This is a genomic window from Mangrovicella endophytica (genome assembly GCF_002893625.1).
GTDB classification, from domain to species: Bacteria; Pseudomonadota; Alphaproteobacteria; order Rhizobiales; family Rhizobiaceae; genus Mangrovicella; species Mangrovicella endophytica.
Window position 1 is genome coordinate 1 of sequence record NZ_PKMZ01000019.1, and the last position, 20796, is coordinate 20796.

Annotated in this window: 16 protein-coding genes; 9 read left to right on the top strand and 7 right to left on the bottom strand. The window is 67.0% G+C overall.

Translation table 11 applies throughout. The features are described 5' to 3' along the window. The 4 genes from C0R46_RS20230 to C0R46_RS20245 all read right to left on the bottom strand — a co-directional run. On the bottom strand, positions 1 to 925 hold a 925-nt coding region (locus C0R46_RS20230), incomplete at its 3' end, for a putative Ig domain-containing protein (RefSeq protein ID WP_198598423.1). Between the two features lie 600 nt (positions 926 to 1525). Further along, entirely contained in the window at positions 1526 to 3169 is a 1644-nt protein-coding gene (gene groL, locus C0R46_RS20235; protein WP_102961489.1) for a chaperonin GroEL, read from the bottom strand. Between the two features lie 78 nt (positions 3170 to 3247). Then, positions 3248 to 3544, bottom strand: a complete 297-nt coding sequence (gene groES / locus C0R46_RS20240) for a co-chaperone GroES (RefSeq protein WP_102961490.1) — start codon at positions 3542 to 3544, stop codon at positions 3248 to 3250. A 251-nt stretch (positions 3545 to 3795) separates the two neighbouring features. Then, positions 3796 to 4245: a SecDF P1 head subdomain-containing protein gene (locus C0R46_RS20245; RefSeq protein WP_198598424.1), complete on the bottom strand. Its 450-nt coding sequence runs from the start codon at positions 4243 to 4245 to the stop codon at positions 3796 to 3798. A gap of 300 nt (positions 4246 to 4545) precedes the next feature. Between C0R46_RS20245 and C0R46_RS20250 the strand changes: the two genes are divergently transcribed. From C0R46_RS20250 to C0R46_RS20265, 4 genes are all read left to right on the top strand, one after another. Further along, a complete protein-coding gene (locus tag C0R46_RS20250; RefSeq protein ID WP_102961492.1) occupies positions 4546 to 5388 on the top strand; it encodes a TIGR01459 family HAD-type hydrolase in 843 nt (280 codons plus the stop codon). Then, a complete protein-coding gene (locus C0R46_RS20255) occupies positions 5388 to 6362 on the top strand; it encodes a bifunctional riboflavin kinase/FAD synthetase (RefSeq protein WP_102961493.1) in 975 nt (324 codons plus the stop codon). Before C0R46_RS20250 ends, C0R46_RS20255 begins: the two co-directional genes overlap by 1 nt. A 218-nt stretch (positions 6363 to 6580) precedes the next feature. After that, positions 6581 to 9763, top strand: coding sequence for an isoleucine--tRNA ligase (gene ileS, locus C0R46_RS20260; RefSeq protein ID WP_102961494.1), 3183 nt, complete (start codon positions 6581 to 6583; stop codon positions 9761 to 9763). A gap of 170 nt (positions 9764 to 9933) precedes the next feature. Next, positions 9934 to 10623, top strand: coding sequence for a hypothetical protein (locus tag C0R46_RS20265; RefSeq protein ID WP_102961495.1), 690 nt, complete (start codon positions 9934 to 9936; stop codon positions 10621 to 10623). 24 nt (positions 10624 to 10647) lie between these two features. Here C0R46_RS20265 and C0R46_RS20270 read toward each other — a convergent pair whose 3' ends face one another. Next, the gene (locus C0R46_RS20270) at positions 10648 to 11100 is read right to left on the bottom strand and encodes a nucleoside deaminase (protein ID WP_245413701.1); all 453 of its coding nucleotides are present in this window, start codon (positions 11098 to 11100) and stop codon (positions 10648 to 10650) included. Positions 11101 to 11167: 67 nt separating this feature from the next. On the opposite strand from C0R46_RS20270, the gene C0R46_RS20275 reads away from it, so the two are divergent. The 5 genes from C0R46_RS20275 (at position 11168) to C0R46_RS20295 (ending at position 17672) form a co-directional block, all read left to right on the top strand. Continuing rightward, positions 11168 to 13258, top strand: coding sequence for a pseudouridine synthase (locus C0R46_RS20275; RefSeq protein WP_102961496.1), 2091 nt, complete (start codon positions 11168 to 11170; stop codon positions 13256 to 13258). Positions 13259 to 13264: 6 nt separating this feature from the next. Beyond that, complete coding sequence (rsmD, locus tag C0R46_RS20280; protein WP_102961497.1) at positions 13265 to 13831, top strand: 16S rRNA (guanine(966)-N(2))-methyltransferase RsmD; 567 nt, start codon at positions 13265 to 13267, stop codon at positions 13829 to 13831. A gap of 142 nt (positions 13832 to 13973) precedes the next feature. Then, positions 13974 to 15404 carry a M16 family metallopeptidase gene (locus C0R46_RS20285; protein WP_102961498.1) on the top strand — a complete coding sequence of 477 codons (1431 nt, stop codon included), beginning with the start codon at positions 13974 to 13976 and terminating at the stop codon, positions 15402 to 15404. 29 nt (positions 15405 to 15433) lie between these two features. After that, positions 15434 to 16765 carry a M16 family metallopeptidase gene (locus C0R46_RS20290; protein ID WP_245413702.1) on the top strand — a complete coding sequence of 444 codons (1332 nt, stop codon included), beginning with the start codon at positions 15434 to 15436 and terminating at the stop codon, positions 16763 to 16765. Between the two features lie 4 nt (positions 16766 to 16769). Next, positions 16770 to 17672: a patatin-like phospholipase family protein gene (locus C0R46_RS20295; protein WP_102961500.1), complete on the top strand. Its 903-nt coding sequence runs from the start codon at positions 16770 to 16772 to the stop codon at positions 17670 to 17672. A gap of 43 nt (positions 17673 to 17715) precedes the next feature. Here C0R46_RS20295 and C0R46_RS20300 read toward each other — a convergent pair whose 3' ends face one another. Both C0R46_RS20300 and C0R46_RS20305 read right to left on the bottom strand, forming a co-directional pair. After that, positions 17716 to 18750: a DNA topoisomerase IB gene (locus C0R46_RS20300; RefSeq protein ID WP_102961501.1), complete on the bottom strand. Its 1035-nt coding sequence runs from the start codon at positions 18748 to 18750 to the stop codon at positions 17716 to 17718. 110 nt (positions 18751 to 18860) lie between these two features. Next, complete coding sequence (locus C0R46_RS20305) at positions 18861 to 20732, bottom strand: monovalent cation:proton antiporter-2 (CPA2) family protein (protein ID WP_245413703.1); 1872 nt, start codon at positions 20730 to 20732, stop codon at positions 18861 to 18863. Positions 20733 to 20796: the final 64 nt, after the last annotated feature.

Here is a 20796-nt window from a genome sequence, read left to right on the forward strand (position 1 = left end):
CGGTGAAGCTGTTGGCGTCGGTCGCCGTGACGGTGAAGTTGAAGGTGCCGACAGCGGTCGGCGTGCCGGAGAGGGTGCCGCCCGTCGAAAGGGTCACGCCCGCCGGCAACGCGCCGGCGGTGACGGCATAGCCGTAGGGCGCGGTGCCGCCGCTGGCTATGATTGCCTGGCTGTATGCCGTCCCTGCCGTTGCGCCGGGAAGAGGGCCAGCCGCCGGCGAGACGGTCATCGGTACGATGTAGGTGAAGCCGTTGACAACCGTGGCGCTGCCAGTCGTGCCGCTGACCGTGACATTGACGATGCCGGGCGCATGAGCCGGTGTCGTGGCCGTGATCGAGGTGGCCGTCGCGGAGACGCTGGTCGCAGCGACGCCGTCAAACGTCACGGACGTCACGTTGGCCAGATTGGTGCCGTCCAGCGTGACCGCCGTTCCTCCGGCGGTTGAACCGCTGGTCGGTGTGATGCCGGTAACTGTGGGAGAGGTCCCGGAACAGGTGACCGTAACGGACGAGATGGAATCGTAAGCGGTGATCGACACCAAGAGGCCGTTAGCCCTCAGAAAGGACGATGGCGCCGTCAGCGTGTGGGTGCCTGCCAATCCGGTGTCAGACGAATAGACATAAGCATTGGTGTAATCGGCGCGGCTGAGGAAAACAGCGTCCCCGTTCATAGGGCCGAAGACGCCAGCATCGACGATTGTTGCCGTGACCTCCTCGCCGTCGATAAAGCTCGCAGCGGGATAGCTGTGGCTGAACTGACCCGGATTGTAGATTGTGCCGATTGCGTTGATGGCATTGCAGGCTGGCGAGGCCGCTTGGGCGGGCAATGCTCCCAAGAGGAGCGTCCACAACATTGCAAATCCCACCAGAACGGCATGCAGATAGCCGGTGGCGCGCGGTTCTGGCGCAGCAGTCTTACGGATCATGTCTCGGTCCCCAACCCAGGGGACTGCGCTATGCCACCCCCGTAGCAAGTCAGTCACAGTCCGCCTGTTGGGCCAGCCTATCGTCAGGGAAGCTTGTGACTGGCTGGATTCGAAACTGTAGATGCTAGGAAAAGGCCACTGTACAGAGGTAGATCGAGTTTCTGCTCAATGAATAATCCAAGATGTGCCCCAAGCCACTTGCATTATATTCAGTGAGTATATCTAGTGGTCTAGAGAGGTACTTCTCCATGGCTAAGGAAGAAGATCCAAATTCAGATAATGAAGAAAATGTATAATATGGAATTCCTCTGCGGCAGATAAATCGGGCTGTACAGCCGGTAGGGTTGCGTCGCTCCACGTCACATAATGCGGGTCAGTGCTCCTCGATCATTCGTTGGCCGCGATGCCGCTGCTGCTCGCCAACGAAAAAGGCCCGGCGCCGAAGCGCCGAGCCCTTTGCAGTCAGCCTGTGAGGCTGGCCGAACGTCGCGAACCTTTCGGTTCTTAGAAGTCCATGCCGCCACCTGAAACCGGGCCTGCCCAGTTTCAGCATCTTTGATGATAGGCGGCTTTATCGGCCTTCCGCGAACCTTTCGGTTCTTAGAAGTCCATGCCGCCCATACCGCCCATGCCGCCGCCCGGCATTGCCGGCATGCCGGAGTCCTTCTTCGGAGCCTCGGAGATCATCGCCTCGGTGGTGACGAGGAGACCGGCAACCGACGCCGCGTCCTGCAGGGCCGAGCGCACGACCTTGACCGGGTCGACGATGCCCATCTGGATCATGTCGCCATACTCGCCCGTCTGGGCGTTGTAGCCGTAGGTCTCGGAGCCGTTCTCGAGCAGCTTGCCGACGATGATCGAGCCTTCGGCGCCGGCATTGGTCACGATCTGACGGATCGGGGCCTGCAGAGCCTTGCGGACGATGGCGATGCCGGCGTCCTGATCGGCATTCTCGCCCTTCAGGTTGACGGCGTTGGAGGCGCGCAGCAGAGCGACACCGCCGCCCGGCACGATGCCTTCCTCGACGGCCGCACGGGTCGCGTTGAGGGCGTCGTCGACGCGGTCCTTCTTCTCCTTGACCTCGACTTCCGTCGCGCCGCCGACGCGGATCACCGCGACGCCGCCTGCGAGCTTGGCGAGGCGCTCCTGCAGCTTCTCACGGTCGTAGTCCGAGGTGGTCTCCTCGATCTGCGCCTTGATCTGGCCGACACGAGCCTTGATCTGCTCGGACTCGCCGGCACCATCGACGATGGTGGTGTTCTCCTTGGTGATGGAGATCTTCTTGGCGCGGCCGAGCATGTCGAGCGTGACGTTCTCGAGCTTGATGCCGAGGTCCTCGGAGATGACCTGGCCACCGGTGAGGATCGCGATGTCCTCGAGCATGGCCTTGCGGCGGTCGCCAAAGCCCGGAGCCTTGACGGCGGCGATCTTCAGGCCGCCACGCAGCTTGTTGACGACGAGCGTGGCGAGAGCCTCACCCTCGACGTCCTCGGCGATGATCACCAGCGGACGCGACGACTGGACGACGGCCTCGAGGACCGGCAGCATCGCCTGGAGGTTGGAGAGCTTCTTCTCGTGCAGGAGGACGTAGGCGTCCTCGAGATCCGCCACCATCTTCTCGGCATTGGTGACGAAGTACGGCGAGAGGTAGCCGCGGTCGAACTGCATGCCTTCGACGACTTCGAGCTCGGTGTCGGCGGTCTTGGCTTCCTCGACCGTGATGACGCCCTCGTTGCCGACCTTCTGCATCGCGTTCGCGATCATCTGGCCGATTTCCTTCTCGCCATTGGCGGAGATGGTGCCGACCTGGGCGACCTCGTCGGAGGTGTCGATCTTGCGGGCGGAGGCGAGCAGGGACTCGACGACCTTGGCGACAGCCGAATCGATGCCGCGCTTGACGTCCATCGGGTTCATGCCGGCCGCAACGGCCTTGGCACCTTCCTTCACGATCGCCTGGGCGAGCACCGTGGCGGTCGTCGTGCCGTCACCGGCCTTGTCGTTGGTCTTCGAGGCCACTTCGCGCACCATCTGGGCGCCCATGTTCTCGAACTTGTCCTCGAGCTCGATCTCCTTGGCGACGGAGACGCCGTCCTTGGTGATGCGCGGAGCGCCGAAGCTCTTGTCGATGACGACGTTGCGGCCCTTCGGACCAAGCGTGACCTTCACCGCATCGGCGAGGATGTCGACGCCGCGCAGCATCCGCTCACGGGCGTCACGGCCGAACTTTACTTCCTTGGCTGCCATTTTGTCTCTCCTCGACGCGCTCCTTCGAGCCGCGTCGTTTCAAAAGATGGGAACGGGTGGGGAAGGGCGTACGGCTGATTAGCCGACGATGCCCATGATGTCGGATTCCTTCATGATGAGGAGGTCCTCACCATTGATCTTCACCTCGGTGCCGGACCACTTGCCGAAGAGGATGCGGTCGCCGGCCTTCACGTCCAGCGGCTGAACGCGGCCCTGCTCGTCGCGGGCGCCAGCGCCGACGGCGACGATCTCGCCTTCCTGCGGCTTCTCCTTGGCGGTGTCCGGGATGATGATGCCACCGGCAGTCTTGGTCTCGGACTCCACGCGGCGCACAACGACGCGATCATGGAGAGGACGGAAGTTCACGTTTGCCATTGTCGTCGAACCCTTGCTCGCTTAGAAACCGGGCCCTCCACAGGCACCCGGCTTGGATGGCTTGGCACTCACCAGAGGCGAGTGCTAACGGCCGCGAGATAGGATGCGCCTCCGCCGTCTGTCAAGGTTCGCGCAAGCTTTGGACGCCGCGAAAGATTGCGCAGCGTGATTGTGGTGAACGTGGCGATGACCGGCTTCCCCGAGCAGATCAGCACGACAGGCACCGTGGCATCGTGTGACGGATGGGTCTCCTATTCGCGCGGCTCCACTGCCAGTGCCGCCGTGCCGGAGCGCAGTCGGACCGCCAGCTCCGTTGCTTTCTGTGCTGAGCGCAGGCCCCGGATTTCGATCGTGCCGGCCAGGATCGGCTCGTTGATGAACGGCGTCAGCACGACCTTGCCGTCGATGGCGATATCGACAGGCCGACGGACGTTCTCGCTCGTGAAGCGTGCGAAGGCTCGTGCGCTGTCGTCGGCAAGTCGGATGCTGACGAGTGGCTGTGAAGACTCGGCGTCGAAGCCTTGCTGCGCCTCGGCCACCTGGAGTTCAAGGCGCTCGGCCAATGCCGGCGACACTGCGAGAAGGGCAAGAGCGAAAGGTGCCGCGAACCGGAAGGACATGGTGGCTCTCCGTTTCAGATGATGGCCGGTGGCGAGCGGGCCATGACGAGCCTCGAACGTGCAGGGCGTTCTGCTTGTCATGCGGCTCCTTATCTGCCTTCGGACGAGACCCGTCTGCCTCGGACGAGATCCGGCACCAAGCGGTCCCCAACCCAGGGTCCGGCATCGGCGTCCGGTCCGACCGGTATCCCGTAGCCTGCCTCGATGGCGGTTCCGTGTGCAATCGGCAGCCGGACGCGGCGCTTGACGGTAAAAAAGGAGCGCAGGGGTGGGGCGGGCTGGGCGCATAAGGCGCGGCTCCGCGGCTTGACCGTTCCGGACCACCTCAGTAACGCCTAGCGCTCAATAGGGCCGGGTACGGCTGGAAGACTGCGGGGTAGCATGGACGACGGGATCAGCCTTCGGCTTATCGAGCGTCTCGAAGAGGTCTCCGGCGCCTATGGCGCGATCCTCTGCGACATCTGGGGCGTCGTTCATAACGGCATCACCGCGTCGCAGGACGCAGCACGTGCGCTGGCCGGGGCACGCCGGCGCGGCCTGAAGGTCGCCCTTCTCACCAACTCGCCGCGTCTTGCGTCCGGGGTGGAGCGTCAGCTTGAGAGCCTCGGCGTCCCGCAGGACGCTTACGACGCCATCATTACCTCAGGTGACGTGACGCGCCAGCTGATCGCCGAAGGCAGTCGCCGCGTCCTTCATATCGGGCCGGAACGCGATCTGGAGATCTTCGGCGGCCTCGACGTCGAGCGTGTCGCCGAGGAGGATGCCGAGGTGATCATCGCCACCGGCCTCTTCGACGACGAAACGGAGACGCCGGAGGATTACGCCGACCAGTTGCGGCGACTGGCCGTGCGCGATCTGCCGATGGTCTGCGCCAATCCGGACATCGTCGTGCATCGCGGCGACCGCCTGCTCTTCTGCGCCGGGGCGCTGGCCCGCGACTACGAGGCGCTCGGCGGCAGCGTGCGCCTCGCCGGCAAGCCGTATCGTCCGATCTACGAGCTGGCGGTGCGCACCGCCGGGATCGTTGCCGGTACGCCGATCCTGGCGATCGGCGACGGCATGCCGACCGACATCCGCGGCGCCAACAATTTCGGCGTCGATGCGCTGTTCATCACCGGCGGCATCCATTCCGCCGATTTCGAAGGGGGCGATGCGGCCGCCGTGGCGGCAGGCCTTGCCGCCAACGGGCTCTCGGCGCGCTACGCCATGCCGGCCCTGGCGTGATGGCAGGGCAGATCCGCCGCCTTCCCGGTACTGGTGACTGGCCGGCCGATCTCAGCGGCGCCGTCGTTGCCATCGGCAATTTCGACGGCGTCCATCGCGGCCATCAGGAAGTGCTGGAAGAGGCGCGGCGGATCGCCGAGCAACTGGCAGCGCCTCTCGTCTGCCTGACCTTCGAGCCGCATCCGCGCACCTTCTTTGCGCCCGAGCGCCCGGTGCCGCGCCTGACGCTGGCTCCCATGAAGGCCCGGCTCCTCGGCGCGCTCGGCTTCGACGCCGTCATCGAGCAGCGCTTCGATCGCGACTTTTCGGCGATGAGCGCGGAGGCCTTCATCGACACGATCCTGGTGACGAGCATCAAGGCCCGCCATGTCGTCGTCGGCTTCGACTTCCAGTTCGGTGCCGGACGCCGCGGCACGCCGGCCTTCTTGAAGGAGGGCAATTGGCCCTTCGGCGTGACGCTGGTGGAGGCGTTTGGCGACGAGGGCGGCACCATCGTCTCCTCCAGCCGCATCCGCGATGCGCTGCACGAGGGGAATCTCGCCGAGGCCAATGCGCTGCTTGGCTATCGCTGGACCATCGCGGGTCCGATCAGCGATGGGCAGAAGCTCGGCCGCACGCTCGGCTTCCCGACCGCCAATCTCGTTTTGCCCGACGATCATCTCCTGAAGCTCGGGATCTATGCCGTGCGGCTGCGGCGCGCCGATGGCACGCTGCACGAGGGCGTCGCCAGTTATGGCCGGCGCCCGACCTTCGACAATGGCGCCGCTTTGTTCGAGACCTATCTCTTCGACTTCTCCGGCGATCTCTACGGCGAGACGGTCGAAGTGTCGCTCTTCGCCTATCAGCGCGAGGAGTGGCGGTTCGAAAGCGTCGATGCGCTGGTGGTGCAGATGCATAAGGATGCCGACGAGGCGAGGGCGCTCTTGGCCGGCGTCACCCCCTTGAGCCCGCTCGATGCCAGGATCGCCTTCTGAGCCGGCGGCGCTTCTTGCCTGTGGGACACGCGCTTTCCTTCACCGGGCGGAGTTGGTAGAGCCTCCCGACATGGGACAGCCGCATCTTCTCCGCATCCGGCGAATTATCCGCCCGGCCTTCTGAGCGATCACGCCGAGGGCCGGGGCCGCGACGATCCCGCACGATTTTCAGAGTAGCCGCACCGCCCCGCCGGGCCGGCCGACGATTGGCAAAACCGATGACCGAAGCGTCCGCAACGACGACGATCGACTATTCCAAGACCCTTTATCTTCCGGAAACGGCGTTTCCGATGCGCGCCGGCCTGCCGGCGGCCGAGCCGGAATGGATCCGCCGCTGGGACGCGATGGATCTCTACGGCACGCTGCGCAAGGAATCCGCCGGCCGGCCGAAATATGTCCTCCACGACGGCCCGCCCTATGCCAATGGCCATCTCCATATCGGCCACGCGCTCAACAAGGTGCTGAAGGACGTCATCACCCGCTCCTTCCAGATGCGCGGCTACGATTCCAACTACGTGCCGGGCTGGGACTGCCACGGCCTGCCGATCGAGTGGAAGATCGAGGAGGAGAACTACCGGGCCAAGGGCAAGGCCAAGCCGGACCTGCACGATTCCGTCGCCATGATCGCCTTCCGGCGTGAATGCCGCGCCTATGCGGAACACTGGGTCGGCATCCAGTCGGAAGAATTCCGGCGCCTCGGCGTGGAGGGCGACTTCAAGGACCCCTACCTCACCATGAACTACGGGGCCGAGAGCGTGATCGCCGGCGAGCTCCTGAAGTTCGCCATGTCCGGCCAGCTCTATCGCGGCTCCAAGCCGATCATGTGGTCGGTGGTGGAGAAGACTGCGCTTGCCGAGGCCGAGGTCGAGTACCAGGACTATGAGAGCGACACGGTCTGGGTGAAGTTCCCGGTTCGCGAGGCGGTCCTCTCCTCGGACGCGTCGACCGATGGCGTCTGCTGGTCCAGTGATGCCGAAAAGGTTGATGCTCTGCGCTCCGCAGCCGTCGTCATCTGGACGACGACGCCCTGGACCATGCCGGGCAACCGGGCCATCGCCTATTCCGATCGCGTCTCCTATGGACTCTACGAAGTGGTGGCGCCGGACGACGCGGAGGCACCGCGTTGGGCCAAGCAGGGTGAACGCTACATCCTCGCCGACGCATTGGCGGCCGACGTCTTTGGTAAAGCGCGCGTGCCGGACGGCGGCTGGCGCCGCCTCGGCGCCGTCAGTGCCGCCGATCTCGCCGGTCTAGTTTGCTCCCATCCGCTCAGCGGCTTTGGCGGCGGCTACGGCTTCGGCGTTCCGCTGCTCGCCGGCGAGCACGTCACCGACGACGCCGGCACCGGCTTCGTCCACACCGCGCCGAGCCACGGTCGCGAGGATTTTGACGTGTGGACCGCGAACCGCCGCGAGCTAGACGCGCGCCGCATCGATACGGCGATCCCCTTCACCGTCGACGACGACGGCTTCTACACCAAGGATGCACCCGGCTTCGGACCGAGCGCCGAGGGCGGCGCGGCCCGCGTCATCGACGACAAGGGCAAGAAGGGCGACGCCAACGACCGCGTCATCAAGGCGCTGATCGCGGCCGGCAACCTGCTGGCCCGCGGCCGCCTGAAGCACCAGTATCCGCACTCCTGGCGTTCCAAGAAGCCGGTGATCTTCCGCAACACGCCGCAGTGGTTTGTCCATATGGACAAGGAGCTCGGCGGCCATGGTCTAACGGCGGACGGGCGCTCCGGTATCACCGTGGATGCCGACGGCGCCAAGCTCGTCGAGGCGGTGACCGCCAGAGGCGGCGCTTACCGCGATCCCGACCTGGTTGCCGGCGGCAGCGCCGGCGAGGACACGCTGCGCTCGCGCGCCCTGAAGGCGATCGACGAGACCCGTTTCGTGCCCGCCGCCGGGCAGAACCGCCTGCGCGGCATGATCGAGGATCGGCCGGACTGGGTGCTGTCGCGCCAGCGTGCCTGGGGCGTGCCGATCTGCGTCTTTGCGGACGAGGACGGCGAGGTCTTGAAGGACGAGGCGGTGAACGAGCGCATCCTTGCGGCCTTCGCCGCGGAGGGCGCCGACGCCTGGTTCGCCGAGGGCGCCAAGGAGCGCTTCCTCGGCAACGGGCACGACGCCTCCAAGTGGACAATGGTGCGCGACATCCTCGACGTCTGGTTCGATTCAGGCTCGACCCATGCCTTCTGCCTGGAAAAGCGCCCCGACCTGAAATGGCCGGCGGACCTCTATCTCGAAGGCTCCGACCAGCATCGCGGCTGGTTCCACTCCTCGCTCTTGGAGAGCTGCGGCACGCGCGGTCGGGCGCCCTACGACGCTGTCCTCACCCATGGCTTCGTCATGGACGAGGAGGGACGCAAGATGTCGAAGTCGCTCGGCAACGTCGTCACGCCCCAGGAGGTTATCAAGCAGTCCGGCGCCGATATCCTGCGCCTCTGGGTCGTCTCCTCCGACTATTCGGAGGATCTGCGGCTCGGCAAGACCATCCTGCAGACCAATATCGACGCCTACCGCAAGCTGCGCAACACGCTGCGCTGGATGCTCGGCACGCTTGCCCACGACACCGGCGAGAGTGTGCCGTTCGCCGAGATGCCGGAGCTGGAGCGCCTGATGCTCCATCGCCTGGCGGAGATCGGCGACGTCGTTGTGAAGGCCTATGACGCCTTCGACTTCAAGCGGATCACCCGCACGCTGCTCGACTTCGCCGTGGTGGAGCTGTCCGCCTTCTACTTCGACATCCGCAAGGACGCGCTTTATTGCGACGCCCCGTCCTCGGTGCGGCGTAAGGCGGCGATCCAGGTGGTGAGGACGCTGTTCGACCATCTCGTGACGTGGCTGGCGCCGATGCTGCCCTTCACCACCGAGGAGGCCTGGCTGTCCCGCTATCCGGAGAGCCGCTCGGTCCATCTGGAAGGCTTCCGCAACGCCGATCCAGCCTGGCGCGACGACGCTCTGGCGGCGAAGTGGCAGCGCATCCGGCTCGTGCGCCGTGTCGTTCTCGGCGCACTGGAGGAGAAGCGGCGCGACAAGGTGATCGGCTCCTCGCTTGAGGCGGCACCCACCGTCTATCTCGGGCAGAAGGATGCCGCGCTGTTCGATGGTCTTGACGCCGCCGACATCTTCATCACCTCCGCCGCGACGATCAAGGCGAGCAACTCCGCGCTTGGCCGCGAGCATCCGGATCTGGCTGGCGACGCCGCCGTGTTCCAGGATGATACGGTCGGACCGGAGATCGTCGTCACCTTCGCCAAGGCAGAAGGGCGCAAATGCGCCCGCTCCTGGAAGATCACCGCGGATGTCGGGTCCGACTCGGAGTTCCCGGATGTCACGAAGCGCGACGCCGAGGCACTGCGGGAGCTCCGCGCGTCGGGCCGCCTGACGGCTGCCTGACCCCGGACGAGGGGCAAGACAGCGCCGCCGGCGCTGCCTTGCTTGCGGCACCGCCGGCGCTCCTATAGAACAGCGCCTTGAATTTTCCAGATTTGAATGAGACGCGCAGAGCCCGTTCCAGGTTCCAACTGGACGAAATCTCTGACCAGACGGCGAGGGGGCCGGACCGTATGCCTTGCAACAACGCCCGCAGTGCCGTCGGCTTCCTGATCCTGTCCGTGGCCGGACTGTCGCTCGCGGGTTGCGTCGGGCCGACCTACGGCACCGGCAGGTCGCAGGGCGAGACCTTGTTCGACGACATGAACAACCTGGTGGCGCTCGGTGGCGACGACAAGGAAGCCATCGACTACTCGCCGCGCGCTGCACTGGTGAAGCCGTCGACCACGACGGTTCTGCCGCCGCCGCAGGAATCGCGCAGCAGTACGGCCGATCCGCGCTGGCCGGAATCGCCCGAGGCGCGCACGAAGCGCATCCGCGAGAACGCCTATCAAGGGGATGACGACACGCCGATCCCGGCGAATGTGATGACCGCTCGCAAGGAGGGCATCACGGATGACCGTATGGCCGCCGCAACGACGTCCCGCACCGGCTACCGGATGCAGAGCGACAACGCCGACACCACCTTGTCGCCGGATGAGCTGAAGTCGGGCAGCGAACTGGTCCGTCAGCGCATCAAGGAGCGCAACCAGGGCAGCCCGACCCAGCGCAAGTATCTGAGCGAGCCGCCGCTGACCTACCGCCAGGCCGCGACGACGGCGCCGGCCAACGATCCGGGTGTCGACGAGGACGTCAAGGCCGCGCGCCTGAAGCGCAACAGCGACAGCCTCGGCGCCAAGCTGAAGAGCCTTCTGCCCTTCTGATCCGGAAAGGCTGTCGCGGCGTCGTCAGCGATCCGGCTCGCCGCGGCGCTCGCGGAAGAAGTCCCTGAGCATCGCAGCGGCTTCGCTCTCGGCGATGCCGGAATAGACCTCCGGCACATGCAGGCAGGTCGGCTGCGCGTAGAAGCGCGCGCCATGATCGACGCCGCCGCCCTTCGGGTCGCCGGCGCCGAAATAAAGCCGGCGGATGCGGGCAAAGGAAATCGCCGCCGCACACATCGTGCAGGGCTCGAGCGTGACATAGAGGTCGGCGCCGGTCAGCCGTTCCGCACCGACAACTTCGCAGGCGCGGCGGATGGCCAGCATCTCGGCATGCGCGGTCGGATCATTGCCGAGCCTCGTTTCGTTGCCGGCAACTGCAAGCACCTCGCCATCCCGTACGACAACGGCGCCGACAGGCACCTCGCCGCGTTGCGCTGCGTCGCGCGCCGCCCCAAGCGCGATCTCCATGAAGTTCATGCGCCAGTCAGCCTCTCGCCCCTCATCGGGGGACCTGATAGACAGCGGCGCAGCAAAGGCAAAGACGATGAGCGACACAAGCGACGGCAACAACGGCAAGAACCGCGGCCCGAAGCGGGGCGGCGGCAGCGGCGGACCGCGGCGGCCTGGCGGACAAGGTGGTCGGGACGGTGACGGCGGACCGCGTCAGGGCCGTTCCTTTGGTGGTGCCGGTCCCCGCGCGGGTCGTCCCGGCGGCGCCCGCAGTGCCAAGCCCGACGCCGCCGATGGTTCGGCCGGCGATGCGCCCCGCAAGAGCGGCGGCTTCCGGCGCGACAGGACGGCGGGTGCCGAAGGGCGCGGCGAGGGCCGTGGCGAGCGCCCGTCCGGTGGCGCACCGCGGCGCTTCGGCAAGCCAGCGGCCGCCAGCGGAGAGGGCGCGCGCGGCGCCGACCGCCCGCGCAAGCCGTTCCGGCCGCGCGAAGACGGCGATGCTGCAGCCGGGGAGCGTCCGCGCAAGACGTTCCGTCCTCGCCCCGATCGCGAGGGCGGCGACGGCGAGGCTCGCCGCCCCCGGCGGGAGCGTCCGGCCGAAGCGTCCGGCGACACGCCGCGCCGGTCCTTCAAGCGAGAGGATGGTTGCGAGGAAGCGCCGCGCCGCCCGCGCCGCAATGCCAGCCCGGATAGCGCCGAAGGCGCCAAACCCTTCCGCCCGCGCAGCCATGGCATGCTCTCCCACGGGCCCCGGCCCGACGCCGACGGCAAGCCGGCGCGCCCGAAGAGCTATGGACGGCTGGCGCCCGATGCGGTCGCGACTGAGCGCAAGCGCCCGCGGCGCGATGCCTCGAGCGAGGCGTCCGAGCGCGGCGAGCGTCCGGCCCGGCGCGAGCGTTCGGAGCCGGTTGCAGCGACGGGCACGATGCGCATCGCGAAGCGGCTCGCCCGTGCCGGCATTGCGTCCCGCCGCGACGCCGAGGGGATGATCGCCGACGGACGCATCAAGGTGAACGGCACGATCCTCGACACGCCCGCGCGCGATGTCACGGGGTCGGATCACATTGAGGTGGACGGTGCGCCGCTGCCGGCGATCGAGCGTACGCGTCTGTGGCTGTTCCATAAGCCGCAGGGGCTCGTCACCACCAACCGCGACCCGGAGGGTCGGCCGACCGTCTTCGACCGCCTGCCGGAGGACATGCCGCGCGTTCTCTCGATCGGGCGCCTCGACATCAACACGGAAGGGCTGCTGCTCCTCACCAATGATGGGGGGCTCGCCCGCATCCTGGAGCTGCCGTCCACCGGCTGGCTGCGCCGCTACCGCGTGCGCGCCCATGGCGCCATCGACCAGGCCAAGCTCGACGAGCTGCGCCAGGGCATTGCCATCGACGGCGTCTTCTACGGCGCTGTGGAGGCGACGCTCGACCGCGAGCAGGGCAGCAATGTCTGGCTGACGGTTGGCCTTCGCGAAGGCAAGAACCGTGAGGTCAAACGCATCCTCGGCCATCTCGGCCTCGACGTGAACCGGCTGATCCGCATCTCCTTCGGGCCGTTCCAGCTCGGCGAGCTGGAGGAGGGCGCGGTGCGCGAGATTCGAGGCCGCACGCTGCGCGACCAGCTGGGCGAGCGCCTGATCGAAGAGTCCGGCGCCGACTTCGATGCGCCCATTGCCAACGTTTTCCCCAACGCGCCGGTCGCCGCAGCGCCCGCTCGCGAGGGCGGTGCCAAGTCGCGCAAGCCGGACAGTGAATGGATTTCCGCGAGCGACACCGCTCCCAACAAGAAGAAGGCCCGCAATGCCAAGCGCGAGGACGCGCTTGGCCGTCTCGATACCCGCGCCCGTCCGGCTGGTGGGGGCGAGGACGGCAAGCTGGCACGCCGTTCGCGACCCGAGCGAGGCGATGGCGAGCGGCCGCAGCGCGCCGAACGCGGCGAGGCACGGCGCGGCCGCGATGATGACAAGGCGCCGTCCGAGCGGCCGTCGCGCCCGCCGATGGGCGGCAAGCGCTCGGCCAATGTCTGGATGGCGCCGGGCGCCCGTCCGCAGGGCAAGCCGAAGGCGGATGCCGGCGGCACGGCTAGGCCGAAGTCGCCCTCGGACCGTCCGGCGCCGGCCGGGGGTAAGGGACCGCGCGGCACGGGCGGGCCGCGTGGCGGCAAGCCGCAGCGTCCCGACCGGGGCTGAGGCAGGATGCGCATCGTCGCAGGCAGCCTGCGGGGGCGCCCGATCGCGGCCCCGACATCCAATGCCATCCGCCCGACCGGCGACCGCACGCGCGAGACGCTGTTCAACATCTTGGCGAGCGAACTCGGGCCTGATCTCGGGGGCGCTCGCGTGCTCGACCTCTTCTCCGGAACCGGGGCGCTCGGTCTGGAGGCGCTGTCGCGCGGCGCCCGCTTCTGCCTCTTTGTGGAGGAGGGCGTTGAGGGGCGCGGCCTGATCCGCACCAATGTGGAGAGCTTCGGGCTGCAGGGCCGCACCAAGATCTTCCGGCGCGATGCGACGGCGCTCGGCGCGGTTGGCACGATCGAGCCCTTCGATCTCGTCTTCGCCGACCCGCCCTATGGCCGCTCGCTCGGCGAGGCAGCGCTGACGAGCGCACTTACCAATGGCTGGCTGCGGGAGGGCGCGCGCTGCGTTCTGGAGGAGGCGGCCAGCGCGCCCTTCGCTTTGCCGGACGGCTTCGCGCTCCACGACGAGCGCCGTGTCGGGGAGACGGTGCTGCGCTTTCTCACGCCGATGCGCGGGGAGAGCTGATGGACCGGCAGGTGCGGCATTCCCGCGCTGCGGTGCCGCCCGCTTCATTCTCCTCAACAAAAACGCAATTGGCGGCGAGGTCTGCCTCTCGCCCGCCGGCCGCACTGGCCGAGAACCGCCAAGTCAAGGATCAAGCGCGCGCATGATATCGAAGATCGGGACGTTTGGGATCGCGGCCTTCGCCGCCTCGCTCCTCATGTCGGCGGCAAACCTCGCCACTGCCCAGGAGGCGCCAGCGCCGCAGCCGCAGACGACCGTCGGCGCGACGGCGACGAGCGAGGCCAAGGCCGAGGAGGCGCGGATCACCACCTTCACGCTGCCGAACGGGCTGGAGGTCGTGGTGCTGCCGGATCATCGCGCGCCGGTGGTGACGCAGATGATTTGGTACAAGGTCGGCTCGGCGGACGAGGCGCCTGGCCAGTCCGGCATCGCCCACTTCCTCGAGCATCTGATGTTCAAGGGCACCAAGGCCCATCCGGAAGGCGCCTTCTCCAAGGCCGTTTCGGACATCGGTGGCGAGGAGAACGCGTTCACCTCCTACGATTACACCGCCTACTACCAGCAGGTTCCCTCCGACGCCCTCGAGATGGTGATGGGCTTCGAGGCGGACCGAATGCAGAACCTGATCCTCGATGATGCCGCGGTCCTGCCGGAGCGCAACGTCATCCTGGAAGAGCGCGGCATGCGGATCGACAACGATCCGGGTGCGCAGCTCTCGGAGGCCTCGCAGGCGGCGCTCTTCCAGAACAGCCCCTACGGCATTCCCGTGATCGGCTGGCGCGGCGAGATGGAGAAGCTGTCGCGCGAAATGGCGATCGCCTTCTACGACAAATATTACACGCCCAATAATGCGACGCTGCTGATCGCCGGCGACGTGACCGCCGAGCGGGTCAGGCAGCTGGCCGATGCGACCTTCGCCAAGGTGCCGCGCCGCGCCGAGCCGGGCGAGCGGATCCGTCCGGCCGAGCCGGAGCCTCTGGCGGCCCGCACGGTGACGCTGACCGATCCGAAGGTGACGCAGCCCTCGATGCAGCGCCTCTATCTCGTGCCGTCCGAGACGACGGCCGAGGGCCGCGAGGCCGAAGCCCTCGACGTACTCGCTGACATTCTTGGCGGCGGCACCACCAGCCGCCTCTATCGCAGCCTCGTCTCCGGCCAGGGCATCGCCGCCGGCGTCGGCGCCTATTATTCCGGTACGGCGCTGAACGACGGGCAGTTCATCGTCTACGGATCGCCGCGTGGCGCTGCGACGATCGACGCGATTGAGACCGGCATCAATGCCGAGATCACCAAGATCATCGAGAAGGGCATCACCGCCGACGAGCTGGAGCGCGCCAAGAACCGCGTTCGCAAGAACGTCATTTACCTGCGTGACAGTCAGACGGCGATGGCGCGGCGCTACGGCGCGGCGGTCTCAACGGGCCAGACGATCGAGGACGTGCAGAAGTGGCCGGAGCGGATCGAGGCGGTGACCGTCGATGACGTCAATGCTGTCGCGCGCAAGTACCTGCAGCCTAAGCGTTCGGTGACCGGGTACCTGAAGCCGCAGCCGGACGGCGACAAGCGGTCCTGATGGTCAATCTTGCGAGGGAGCTTCAGCGCGTGACACGGCTTTCCACAACCATCGCCACTCTCGCCGGCACTGTCGGCCTCTGGCTTGGCGGCTCGCTGGCCATCCTCGGCCCTGCCGAGGCGGTCGAGATCCAAGAGGTCACGAGCCCGGGCGGCATCAAGGCTCTTCTGGTCGAGGATTATTCCAATCCGCTGATCGCGATGAAGTTCGCCTTCAAGGGCGGCGGCTCGACGCAGGACGCCGCCGGCAAGGAGGGCACCGCGAACCTGATGTCGGGGCTGCTCGACGAAGGTGCAGGCGACATCTCCAGCCAGGCGTTTCAGGAGAAGCTCGACGAGCTCGGCGTCTCGCTCAGCTATGACGCGACCTATGACAGCTTCTCCGGCAGCTTCCGCACCATCACCGAGTTCGAGGACGGCGCCTTCGACCTCCTGAAGCTGTCGGTGACGGAGTCCCGTTTCGACGAGGAGCCGGTGGAGCGCATTCGCGGGCAGATCGCCGCCGGCATCATCGCCAATGAGCGCGATCCCGGCGAGCTCGCCTCCAAGGCATGGCGGGAGACAATCTTTCCCGGCCATCCCTATGCGCGCCCGAAAGACGGCACGGTGGACACGCTGAAGGCCGTGACCAAGGCCGATCTCCAGGACTTCCGCCGCCGTACCTTCGGCAGGGACAACCTGATCGTCGGTGTCGTCGGCGCGATCGATCCGGCGACCCTTGGCAAGCGTCTCGACGAGGTCTTCGGCTCGCTGCCGGCGAAAGCCGAGCTGACGCCGGTCGCCGACATCGCGCCGGTTACGGGCAAGCGGGTGGACGTCGATCTTGGCGTGCCGCAGACGCAGATCCAGTTCGCGCTGCCGGGCGTCAAGCGCGATGCACCCGACTTCTTCGCCGCCTTCCTGATGAACCAGATCTTCGGTGGCGGCTCCTTCACCTCGCGCCTCTATACCGAGGTGCGCGAGAAACGCGGTCTTGCCTATGGCGCCTCGTCCTGGCTCGCGACCTTCGACCACACCGCCGTGCTCGGTGCCGCGACCGCTACGCGCTCGGACAAGGCGTCCGAAAGCGTCAAGATCATCGAGGGCGAGATCAATCGCATGGCAAGCGAGGGTCCGACGCCCGAGGAACTGGCGAAGGCCAAGGAGTATGTGAAAGGCTCCTACGTCATCAACAATCTCGATTCCTCGCTGTCGATCGCCTCGACCCTCGTCGGCATCCAGCTCGACAATCTTGGCATCGACTACATCGACAAGCGCAAAGGGCTGATCGACGCCGTGACGATGGACGAGGTGAAGGCCGTGGCCAAGAAGCTCCTTTCGGTGCAGCCGACCATCATCACGGTCGGCCCGGCCGGAGCCTGAGCCAATGAGCACCGCGCCGCTTGCCCTCGCGCTCGGCGGCGGCGGCGCGCGCGGACTCGCCCACATCCATGTGCTCGAGGCGCTGGACGAGCTCGGCGTCGTGCCGAGCCGCATCGCCGGCTCCTCCATCGGTGCCATCATCGGCGCGGCCTATGCCGCGGGCCTCAGTGGCGCGGCGATCCGTGACGACGTCCTCACCAGCTTCTCGCGCAAGCGGCTTGTTGCCGGCCGCCTGTGGCAGACGCGGCCGCAGAGCTTCAGCGACTTCGTCGCCGGTGGCGGCCTCCGGCTGGGCCAGCTGAACGCCGAACGTGTGCTGGCGGCCTTCCTGCCGCCGACCGTCGCCGTGACCTTCGATAAGCTGACAATCCCGCTGACGGTGATCGCGACGGACTTCTACGCCTGCAAGGAGTGCCCCATTGAGACGGGCGACGTCCTCAGCGCGCTCGCCGCCTCCGCCGCGCTGCCGGCGGTGTTCCGCCCGGTGCGGCGGGAGGGCCGCATCCTCATCGACGGCGGCATCTACAACCCGCTGCCCTTCGACCGGCTGACCGGCCGCGGCGAGATGGTGGTCGCGGTGGACGTCACCGGCGGACCGGAGGGCGATGCCGGTCGGCTGCCGACGACGATGGAGGCCATGTTCGGCGCTTCGCAGCTGATGATGCATTCGATGATCGAGACGCGGCTGAAGATCTCCTCGCCCGACCTGTTGCTGCGCCCGTCGGTCTCGCGCTACCGCGTGCTGGACTTCATGCGCGCCCGCACGATTCTCGACGAGACGTTGCCCTTCAAGGAAGAGGCCAAGCGCGGCATCGGTGCGCTTCTGGACCTCCCGCTGCCCGAAGTCGAACCGTTCGAGCCACGGCTGGCCGCCGCTGCCGCAATGGCGCATCTGCAGGCGCGCTGACGGCGAACGCCACGGCTCGCCCTCCTGTCGGCGGCCGTCAGGATTATTGAACCGCCGTCTCTTCGAGGAACCGCATGAGGCCGGTCTCGACGCGGCTGAGCCCGGCGCGCTGGCGGCCTCTGAGGAGATCCTGCGGCAGCCTGTCTTCCTCGAAGGCGGTGACGATCTCCGGATGGACGTAAGAAGCGCGGGCGACCGCGGGCGTGTTGCGCAGGAGCTGGCTGACCGAGCGCATCGCCGAGGCCACCGCCCGCTTCTTCTTGGACTCCGTATCGGCGCTCTCGCCCACTTCCTCGATCAGGTAGCGCAGCGCCTCGGCCGAGCCGTGGAAGGTGCGGAAGTCCTTGGCGGAGACGTTCGCCTGCGCCGCCTCGTGCAGGTAGTCGTTGAGGAGGTTCGCCGTCAGCGTCCGCTGCTTCTTCTTCTCGCCGGGAAAGTGGAAGAGGCGCTCCCCCTTGCCGACCCGGATGCGCTTCAGCGTCTTCACGACCGTTCGGTCGCGAATCTCGATCCGGTGGCTCTTGTTGGACTTGCCGATGAAGTTCAGCGTCGCCGCATTCTGGGTGATGCGCAGGTTCCCCTTGCGCAGCGAGGCGACGCCGCGCCCGCCGTCCTCGGCATATTTCTCATGCCCGGGCCTGAGGCTGGCGATGTCGATCAGCCGGGCCGCCGTTGCGGCGGTCAGGGCCCGGTCCATGTTGCGCCGGCGCATGTCCTTCTCGACCCGCCGGCGCAGCTTCGGCAGCGCGCGCCCGAAGCGTAGCAGCCGCTCGGTCTTTACCGCGTTGCGCACGTTCACCCAGCGGTCGTGGTAGCGGTATTGCAGCCGGCCTTTCTCGTCGCGGCCGATGGCCTGGATGTGTCCGTTCTCGTCGATGCAGACGCGCACGTCCGTCCAGGCCGGCGGCAGCACCAGCGCCTTGATGCGCTCCTTGATGCGGACATCGGTGACCGTCTCGCCGCTGCCGAAGCAGATCGAGTGACCCTTGCCGCGCTTGCGGCGCTCGATCTCGAAGGATTGCGGATCCACCATGACGAGGCCGTGCCGCTCGGCGTGGTAGGCAAGGCGCTTGTTCATGGGGCCGCTGCAAACTCCGGACGAAACGACGTGCGGCGGCAACGGCGCTGGTGAGCGCAAGTTCCGCCCGCAAGCGGCAGTGCGTCGAAAGGCGTCAACTTGAAGCGGCGTCAGCGGCCGCGCTCGTTCTCGGAAGCGCGACGCCGTCCCCTGAAGCTTTGGCCGCGCCGCCGGCTCCTCGAGCTCGACTCGGCCGCCTGCACTGTCGAGGCCGCATCCTCACGCGGCGGCGTTTTCGGCTTCACCAGCGGCTCCGGCGTCATGGCCCGCGTCGTCACCATGTGGTTGCCGGCGTAAAGGCCTTCGGCCTCCTGCAGCTTCAGGCGCTCCAAGTCGCGTCGGCGCACGTCCTCGACGATCCGGGTGGCGAGTTCGTCCTCGATACCGAGCCCGGTGAGCGTCGCACCACCGAAGCTCAAGGCCGACTCCACCGTCTCGCGGATCTCGTAGTCGACGCCGCGCGCCCGCAGCGATAAAGCGTGCCCGCGGTCGTAGGAGCGCACATAGAGGCTGACATTGGGGAAGTCGTCACGGATCAGGTCGACGATGCGGTCGGTCGTCTCACGGCTGTTGGTGCAGACGGCGACGAGCCGGGCCTTGCGGATCCCGGCTGCCTCCAGCACCTCGCGCCGAAGGCCCGATCCAAAATAGATGCGGAAGCCGAAGGCGGTCGCGCTGCGGATGCGCTCGGCAGAAGAATCGAGGATGGTCACGTTGATTCCGCTCGACAAGAGCACCTGCGCGACGATCTGGCCAAAGCGGGAGAAGCCGATCATCAGCACCTCCGACCCGGCGCCTTCGAAGTCCTCTTCCAGTTCCTCCACGGCCGAATCGTCGGAGAAGCGGCGTCCGAGCCAGGCAGAGAGCGGCGTCAGCGCCATCGACAAGGTGACGATGGCAACGAGGAGCGACGAGGTTTCGGCCGGAAAGATCATCCGGCCTGCTGCTGCGCTAAACAGCACGAAGGCGAACTCGCCGCCCTGCGGCAGCAGCGAAGCGATGCGGCTTGCAAGGTCCCGGCCTTCGCCGAAGATGCGCGCGAGGAGATAGAGGACCCCGGCCTTGATGGCCATCAGCGCCGGTGCCGCGACCAGGATGACCGGCCACTGCGCCTCGATGACGGCGAGGTCGAGCGACAGGCCGACTGCGATGAAGAAGAGGCCGAGCAGCAGGCCGCGGAACGGCTCGATATTGGCTTCGAGCTCGTGCCGGTAGGACGACTCGGCCAAAAGCACGCCGGCGACGAAGGCACCCATCGCCATGGAGAAGCCGGCCGCCTGCATCAGCAGCGCGGCACCCAGCACGACGAAGAGGGCAGCGCCGATCATCACCTCGCGCGCGCCGGCGCTCGCCATGATGCGGAACAGCGGGTTGAGGAGGTAACGCCCCGCTGCCAACAGCGCCACCAGCGCGCCGACGGCGGTCGCGACGCGAACGGGATCGATGCTCGCCTGTTCGCCACCCGGCGCCAGCAGCTCGATGGCGGCCAGCAGCGGCACGATCGCCAAATCCTGGAACAGCAGCACCGAAAAGGCCGCCTGGCCGTGACGCGTATTAGTCTCGCCGGTTTCTTCGAGGAGCTGCAGGCCGAAGGCGGTCGAGGACATGGCAAGGCCGAAGCCGATGACAGTGCCGGCGTGCCAATCGATGCCGATCAGGACGGTGAGCGCGGTCAAAGCCAGTCCGGTGACCACGACCTGTGCAAGGCCGAGCCCGAAGATCTGGCGTCTCAGGGCCCAAAGGCGGCTCGCTTTCAGCTCCAGACCGATGATGAAGAGCAGGAACACGACGCCGAGCTCGCCGATATGGAGGATACGTCCGTTCTCGCCGTCGATCAGGCGCAGCACCGGTCCCATCAGCACGCCGGCGGCGAGATAGCCGAGCACGGTGCCCAGACCGAGCCGCTTGAAGACGGTGCCGGCCAGGATGCCGCCGCCGAGAAGGAGAACGGCCTCGAGGAAAAGCGATGAGGTTTCTTCCACGGCGGGTATCCGGCCCCTATCTGCGTAGGATCGCCGCGCCGCCCATGCGGAGCGAATCCGCCTG

What these genes read in the sequence shown, in the direction of transcription:
- C0R46_RS20285 (WP_102961498.1), top strand. Translation starts at nt 13,974, where the DNA reads ATGATATCGAAGATCGGGACGTTTGGGATCGCGGCCTTCGCCGCCTCG.
- C0R46_RS20300 (WP_102961501.1), bottom strand. Translation starts at nt 18,750, where the DNA reads ATGAACAAGCGCCTTGCCTACCACGCCGAGCGGCACGGCCTCGTCATG.
- C0R46_RS20245 (WP_198598424.1), bottom strand. Translation starts at nt 4,245, where the DNA reads ATGACAAGCAGAACGCCCTGCACGTTCGAGGCTCGTCATGGCCCGCTC.
- groL (WP_102961489.1), bottom strand. Translation starts at nt 3,169, where the DNA reads ATGGCAGCCAAGGAAGTAAAGTTCGGCCGTGACGCCCGTGAGCGGATG.
- groES (WP_102961490.1), bottom strand. Translation starts at nt 3,544, where the DNA reads ATGGCAAACGTGAACTTCCGTCCTCTCCATGATCGCGTCGTTGTGCGC.
- C0R46_RS20270 (WP_245413701.1), bottom strand. Translation starts at nt 11,100, where the DNA reads ATGAACTTCATGGAGATCGCGCTTGGGGCGGCGCGCGACGCAGCGCAA.
- C0R46_RS20255 (WP_102961493.1), top strand. Translation starts at nt 5,388, where the DNA reads ATGGCAGGGCAGATCCGCCGCCTTCCCGGTACTGGTGACTGGCCGGCC.
- rsmD (WP_102961497.1), top strand. Translation starts at nt 13,265, where the DNA reads ATGCGCATCGTCGCAGGCAGCCTGCGGGGGCGCCCGATCGCGGCCCCG.
- ileS (WP_102961494.1), top strand. Translation starts at nt 6,581, where the DNA reads ATGACCGAAGCGTCCGCAACGACGACGATCGACTATTCCAAGACCCTT.
- C0R46_RS20275 (WP_102961496.1), top strand. Translation starts at nt 11,168, where the DNA reads ATGAGCGACACAAGCGACGGCAACAACGGCAAGAACCGCGGCCCGAAG.
- C0R46_RS20250 (WP_102961492.1), top strand. Translation starts at nt 4,546, where the DNA reads ATGGACGACGGGATCAGCCTTCGGCTTATCGAGCGTCTCGAAGAGGTC.
- C0R46_RS20265 (WP_102961495.1), top strand. Translation starts at nt 9,934, where the DNA reads ATGCCTTGCAACAACGCCCGCAGTGCCGTCGGCTTCCTGATCCTGTCC.
- C0R46_RS20295 (WP_102961500.1), top strand. Translation starts at nt 16,770, where the DNA reads ATGAGCACCGCGCCGCTTGCCCTCGCGCTCGGCGGCGGCGGCGCGCGC.